At 70.8% G+C, this 5,488-nt stretch carries 3 protein-coding genes; all 3 read right to left on the reverse strand.

The genetic code is table 11. The features are described 5' to 3' along the window. Nucleotides 1-256: 256 nt before the first annotated feature. On the reverse strand, nt 257-994 hold the full coding sequence (locus tag AC1D2E_RS34505; protein ID WP_478201573.1) for an SGNH/GDSL hydrolase family protein: 738 nt from the start codon (nt 992-994) through the stop codon (nt 257-259). Between the two features lie 35 nt (nt 995-1,029). Beyond that, on the reverse strand, nt 1,030-4,329 hold the full coding sequence (locus AC1D2E_RS34510) for an acetyl-CoA carboxylase family protein (RefSeq protein WP_478201574.1): 3,300 nt from the start codon (nt 4,327-4,329) through the stop codon (nt 1,030-1,032). 4 nt (nt 4,330-4,333) lie between these two features. Continuing rightward, on the reverse strand, nt 4,334-5,488 hold a 1,155-nt coding region (locus tag AC1D2E_RS34515; RefSeq protein WP_478201575.1), incomplete at its 5' end, for a class I adenylate-forming enzyme family protein.

Consider the following 5,488-nt stretch of genomic DNA (forward strand, 5'->3'; position numbering starts at 1 on the left):
CTTGGCATGCCTTCCCTTCGGGTTGCCCGGCCAAGGGGCCGTCTGCGGCGTTGCCCGCGCTTGCAAGGCGTCAGCCTTGCTGCGCGTGGGCGCCTTGCATCCAGCCCCTTGGCCGGGCAACGCGATCCCTGGAAATAGCGGGAACACGCCCTAGCTGCGGTTCGGATTGTCCGGTCGGCGGCCTAGGCGTTCGGCACGCCGTCGTGGTCACGGCTCCAGACATGGCGATGGCCGTTCCACTCGCAGTGACCAAAGGCTATTTCCGAAACACCCGCAAATCGATCGCGTCCGCCATCGCCGCGTAGCCTGCATTGCCCGGATGGAGGTGGTCGCCGCTGTCGTGCAGTGGATTCAACGCCCGCGGATCGGCCGGATCGCGCATGACCGCATCGAAGTCCACCACGGCCGCGACATTGCGGCGGCTTCGGATCCAGCGGTTCACGGCATCGCGGCGCGACTCCTTTTCCTTGTTCCAGTAGCTCGCCCCCTTGAAGGGCGGCAGCGTGCCCAGCAGCACCCGGATGCCGCGCGCCTGAGCCTGCTGGATCAGCAGTTGCAGTCCCGCGGTGATCTCCTCGGCCGCCGGCTGCCCACGGATCGGTCCGGCCGCGCCTTCCGGCATGCTGAAGCCGATGTCGTTGATGCCGATCAGGACCAGGACGTGGGTCACGCCGGGACGCGACAGCGCGTCGCGCTCGAAGCGCGCGACGCCCTTGAGACCCGCCCCGTCGGTCAGCAGCCGGTTGCCCGAGAGCCCGGCATTGATGACCGTGACCTTCCCGTCGCCGGGCAGTGCACGCAGCCGGGCCGCCAGCCGATCGGGGTAGCGGACCGGCCGGCCGTTGTCCTCGACCGAGCCGGCGCCCTCGGTGATCGAATCGCCGAAGGCCACCACCATGCCGGCGCCGGCCGCCCATGCCGGCGCGTGCGCGGCCACGGCCACGGTCAGGGCGCCGAGCAAGAGCGCGGCGCGGCGTCGGGAGAGCAGCTTCATGCGAAGCGCAGTGTACGGGCCCGGCGGCCCGGCCTTCACCAGGTATCGACGTAGGCCTGCGCCGGCTCCCGCGGTGCCGATGCCGACGCCAACCCGCGCACCAGCCAGGCCCGCGTGTCGGCGGGATCGATGACCGCATCGATCTCGAGCGTCTGCGCCATGTGGATCGCCTCGCCGTTGGCGTACTGCTGCGCCACCAGCTTCCTGAACAGCGCATCGCGCTCGGCGCCCTCGGCGGCCGCTTCGAGTTCCTTGCGGAAGCCGAGGCGCACCGCACCCTCGAGCCCCATGGCGCCGAACTCGCCGGTGGGCCAGGCCACCGTGAACACCGGCGCGTCGAAGCCGCCGGCAGTCATGGCCTGCGCGCCCAGGCCGTAGCCCTTGCGCAGCACCACCGCGAAGTAAGGCACGCGCAGGTGCGAGGCCACCATGAACATGCGGCACACGTGGCGCACCTGCGCCTGGGCCTCGATCTCGGGGCCGACCATGAAGCCGGGCGTGTCGCACAGCGCCACCAGCGGCAGGCCGTGCGCATTGCACAGCTGCATGAAGCGTGCCGCCTTGTCCGCCGCCTCGACGTCGATCGCGCCGCCGAGGTGATGCGGATTGTTGGCCAGCAGGCCGACCGGCTTGCCCTCGATGCGCGCCAGCGCGGTCACGATGCCGGCGCCGAAGCCGGCACGCAGTTCGAGCAGCGAGCCGGTGTCGGCGACGCCGCGCATCGCGGCGCGCACGTCGTAGACGCGCAGCCGGTTCTCGGGCACCGCATGGCGCAGCGCACGCGGATCGGCGCACTGCCAGTTGCCGGTCGCGCCCTGGAAGTACGAGAGGTACTGCTTGGCAGCGGCCACGGCTTCGGCTTCGTCCTTGACCAGGATGTCGATCACGCCATTGCGCGACTGCACGCCGCTCGGACCGATCTGCTCGGGCGCGAATGTGCCCAGGCCACCGCCTTCGATCATCGCCGGGCCGCTCATGCCGATGTTGCTGGCCTCGGTGGCGATGATCACGTCGGCGCAGCCGAGCAGCGCCGCATTGCCCGCGAAGCAGCGGCCGTGCACGATGCCGACCACGGGCACCTTGCCCGACAGCGCCGCGAACTGGCTGAAGGTGTGGTTGTTGAGTCCGGCGACGACGGCCAAGTCGGTATCGCCGGGGCGCCCGCCGCCGCCTTCGGCGAACAGCACCACCGGCAGCCGCAGCTGGTGCGCGATGCCCAGCATGCGGTCGGTCTTGTGGTGGTTGCGCATGCCCTGCGTACCGGCCAGCACCGTGTAGTCGTAGGACATCACCACGGCACGCGACTTCTCGGGACCGAACTGCCTCGCGTTGATGCTGCCGATGCCGGTCACCATGCCGTCGGCCGGCGTGTTGGCGATCAGGTCCTCGAGCGTGCGGCGGCGGGTCTGGGCGGCGATCGCGAGCGCGCCGTACTCGGTGAAGTTGCCCGGATCGTCGGCCGTCTCGCACAGGTCGGCGATGTTGGCGCGCGCGGTGCGCCCGCCTTGGCGCTGGCGCTTGGCCACCGCGGCGGCGCGGTTCGCATCGAGCGTCGGCGCGTGGCGATCGATGACCTTCTGCAGGTCGGGGCGGATCAGGTCGAGGTCGTGGGCGGCCTGCGCCTCGGCTTCGACGGCCTGCGCATCCACGGCTTCGAGCCGCACCAGCGACTGACCCTCGACCAGGTAGTCGCCGGCAGCTGCCAGCAACGACACCACACGACCGGCGAAGGGCGCATGCAAGAGATGCTCCATCTTCATGGCCTCGAGCACGCCCAGCTGCGCACCCGCCGGCACGAGATCGCCGACGTCGACCTCGAACTGCACCAGCTTCGCGGGCATCGGCGCCTTGACCACCCGGGCATCGTCTTCGTCCTGCGGAGAAGTTGCTTCGACATGCACGTGCAGCCCGCGTACCGCCCTGGCGTTCGCCGCATCGATGTGCGTCGCGGCGGCGAGCAGGTCGGCCAGATGCGCCTCGACGAAGCGCGTGTGCACCGCCTGTGTCGCGAACTCGGGTCGCTCCGCGAGCGCACGCAACAATGAAAGATTGGTTGCGATTCCCTCGATGCGGCACTCCTCCAGCGCACGCAGCGAGCGCCGCACCGCATCGGCGAAGCGCGGCGAGGACGAATGGACGATCAGCTTGGCCAGCAGCGTGTCGTAGTGCGGCGACGGCGCGAGGCCCGCATAGCCGTGGGTGTCGACCCGCACGCCGGGCCCGGCGGGCAGGTCGAAGCGCGCCAGCGTGCCGCCGGACGGCCGCGCCTGGCCATCGGCATCGAGGGTCTCGGCGTTGATGCGCCACTGGACCGCGAAGCCGCGCTGCGGCGCGCTGCGATCGGCATCGACCGCGAGGTCGCCCAGCGTCTGGCCGTCGGCGATGGCGATCTGCAGCTGCACCAGGTCGAGGCCGGTGACCGCCTCGGTCACCGTGTGCTCGACCTGCAGGCGCGGATTGGCCTCGATGAAGACGAAGGGCAGCGTCGTCGAGCGCTCGTCGACCAGGAATTCGAAGGTGCCCAGGCTCTGGTAGCCGACCGCGCGGGCCATGCGCAGCGCCGCCTGCGTGACCTGCAGGCGCAGCGCCTCGGGCAGCGAGGGGCTGGGCGCGATCTCGACCAGCTTCTGGAAGCGCCGCTGCAGCGTGCACTCGCGCTCGCCGAGGCTCGCCACCGCCTGCCCGTCGCCCAGCACCTGCACCTCGATGTGGCGCGCATTGCGCATCAGGCGCTCGACGTAGACGCCGTCGACGCCGAAGGCAGCCCTGGCTTCGGAGGTGCAGCGTGCATGCGCCTCGGGCAGCTCGGCGGCGCTCAGCACCGCGCGCATGCCGCGGCCGCCGCCGCCGCCGATCGCCTTGACCATCACGCCCGCGCCGTCGGCCTGCTGGGCGGCGAAGAAGGCCTGCGCCTCGGCCAGCGTCACCGCGCCCGCGCTGCCCGGCATCACAGGCACCTGGCACTGCCCGGCCAGCGCCCGTGCGCGCGCCTTGTCGCCGAACAGCGCGAGCTGCGCCGGCGTCGGGCCGATGAAGCGCAGGTCGGCGTCGGCGCAAGCCTGTGCGAAGTCGGCGCGCTCGCTCAGGAAGCCGTAGCCCGGATGCACCGCATCGCAGCCCTGCGCGCGAGCGATCGCGATCAGCGCGGCGCCGTCGAGGTAGGCCGAGGGGCCGGTCGCGTCGAGCGCCACCGCGGCGTCGGCCAGTTGCACATGCAGCGCGGCGGCATCGTCCCTGGCATGGACCGCGACGCTCGCGATGCCCAGGTCGCGCAAGGCGCGCACCAGCCGCACCGCGATCTCGCCGCGGTTGGCAATCAACACTTTCTTCAGCATCGGATCAGTCTTTCAGCAATCGGCGCAGCACCTTGCCGGCACCGGTGGTCGGCAGCGCGTCGATAAAACGCACGGCACGCGGCGCCTTGTAGCTCGCCATGTTGTCGCGGGCCCAGGCCATGAGTGCGTCGGCGTCGAGTTCGGCGCCCGGCTTGCGCACGATGAAGGCCTTGACCACCTCGCCCTTCTCGGCGTCGGGCTGGGCGATGACCGCGGCCTGCGCCACGGCCGGGTGCTTGATCAGGATGGTCTCGACCTCTTCGGGGAACACGCTGTAGCCCGAGACCTTGATCATCTCCTTGAAGCGGCCGATGAAGCTGAGGTAGCCGTCGGCATCGATCTTCCCCATGTCGCCGGTGTGGACCCAGCCCTCGCGCAAGGTCGCGGCGGTGGCCTCGGGCTTGTTCCAGTAGCCCTTGAACGAGCCCGGGCTGCGCAGCACGATCTCGCCGACTTCGCCGGTGGGCTTGTCCTTGCCGGTGTCGCCGTCGACGATGCGGATCGTGACGCCCGGCACCGCGATGCCCTGCGTACCCCAGCGCGGCGCGTGGTGCGGCGTGTAGGTGTCGCAGGTGTGGGTTTCGCTCAGGCCGTAGGCGGCCTCGAAGGAGCTGCAATGCTTCGCGAAGCCGCGCCACTGCTGCGCCAGCGGCTCGGTGAAGGCGATGCCGAAGCTGGTGACCGGGTTCATGCGCAGACTGGAGAGATCGAAGCTCGCGATGTCCGGCAGCTGCATGCAGGCGACGTTCATCGGCGCGATGCTGTACCACCAGCCGACCTTGTGGCGGTCGATCGCCTGCAGGGCCGCGCGCGGGTCGAAGCGATGCAGCAGCACCGAGGTGGCGCCGGTCAGCACGGGCACGTTGACGCCCATCAGCATGCCCGCGATGTGATAAAGCGGCGCGATCGACAGCAGCACGTCGCCGCCCGAGACGCCGTTGCAGTCGGCGGCCGCGCGGGTCTTGAAGAGCGCATTGCCGTAGCTCAGCATCGCGCCCTTGGGCAGGCCGGTGGTGCCCGAGGTGTAGGTCATCAGCGCCACGTCGTCGAGCGAGAGCGCGACCGGCGCCGGGCGCTCGCCGCTCTTCGCGACCGCGAGGAAGTCCTCGCAGCCGGCCGGCACGCCGCGCGGCTCGCGCTGCGCCGCGGCCAGTTCGGC

The organism is Variovorax sp. P1_H2, from assembly GCF_056405295.1.

Bases quoted from the DNA above. Each gene is read 5' to 3' on its own strand.
- AC1D2E_RS34505 (WP_478201573.1), bottom strand. From the start codon at position 994: ATGAAGCTGCTCTCCCGACGCCGCGCCGCGCTCTTGCTCGGCGCCCTG.
- AC1D2E_RS34510 (WP_478201574.1), bottom strand. From the start codon at position 4,329: ATGCTGAAGAAAGTGTTGATTGCCAACCGCGGCGAGATCGCGGTGCGG.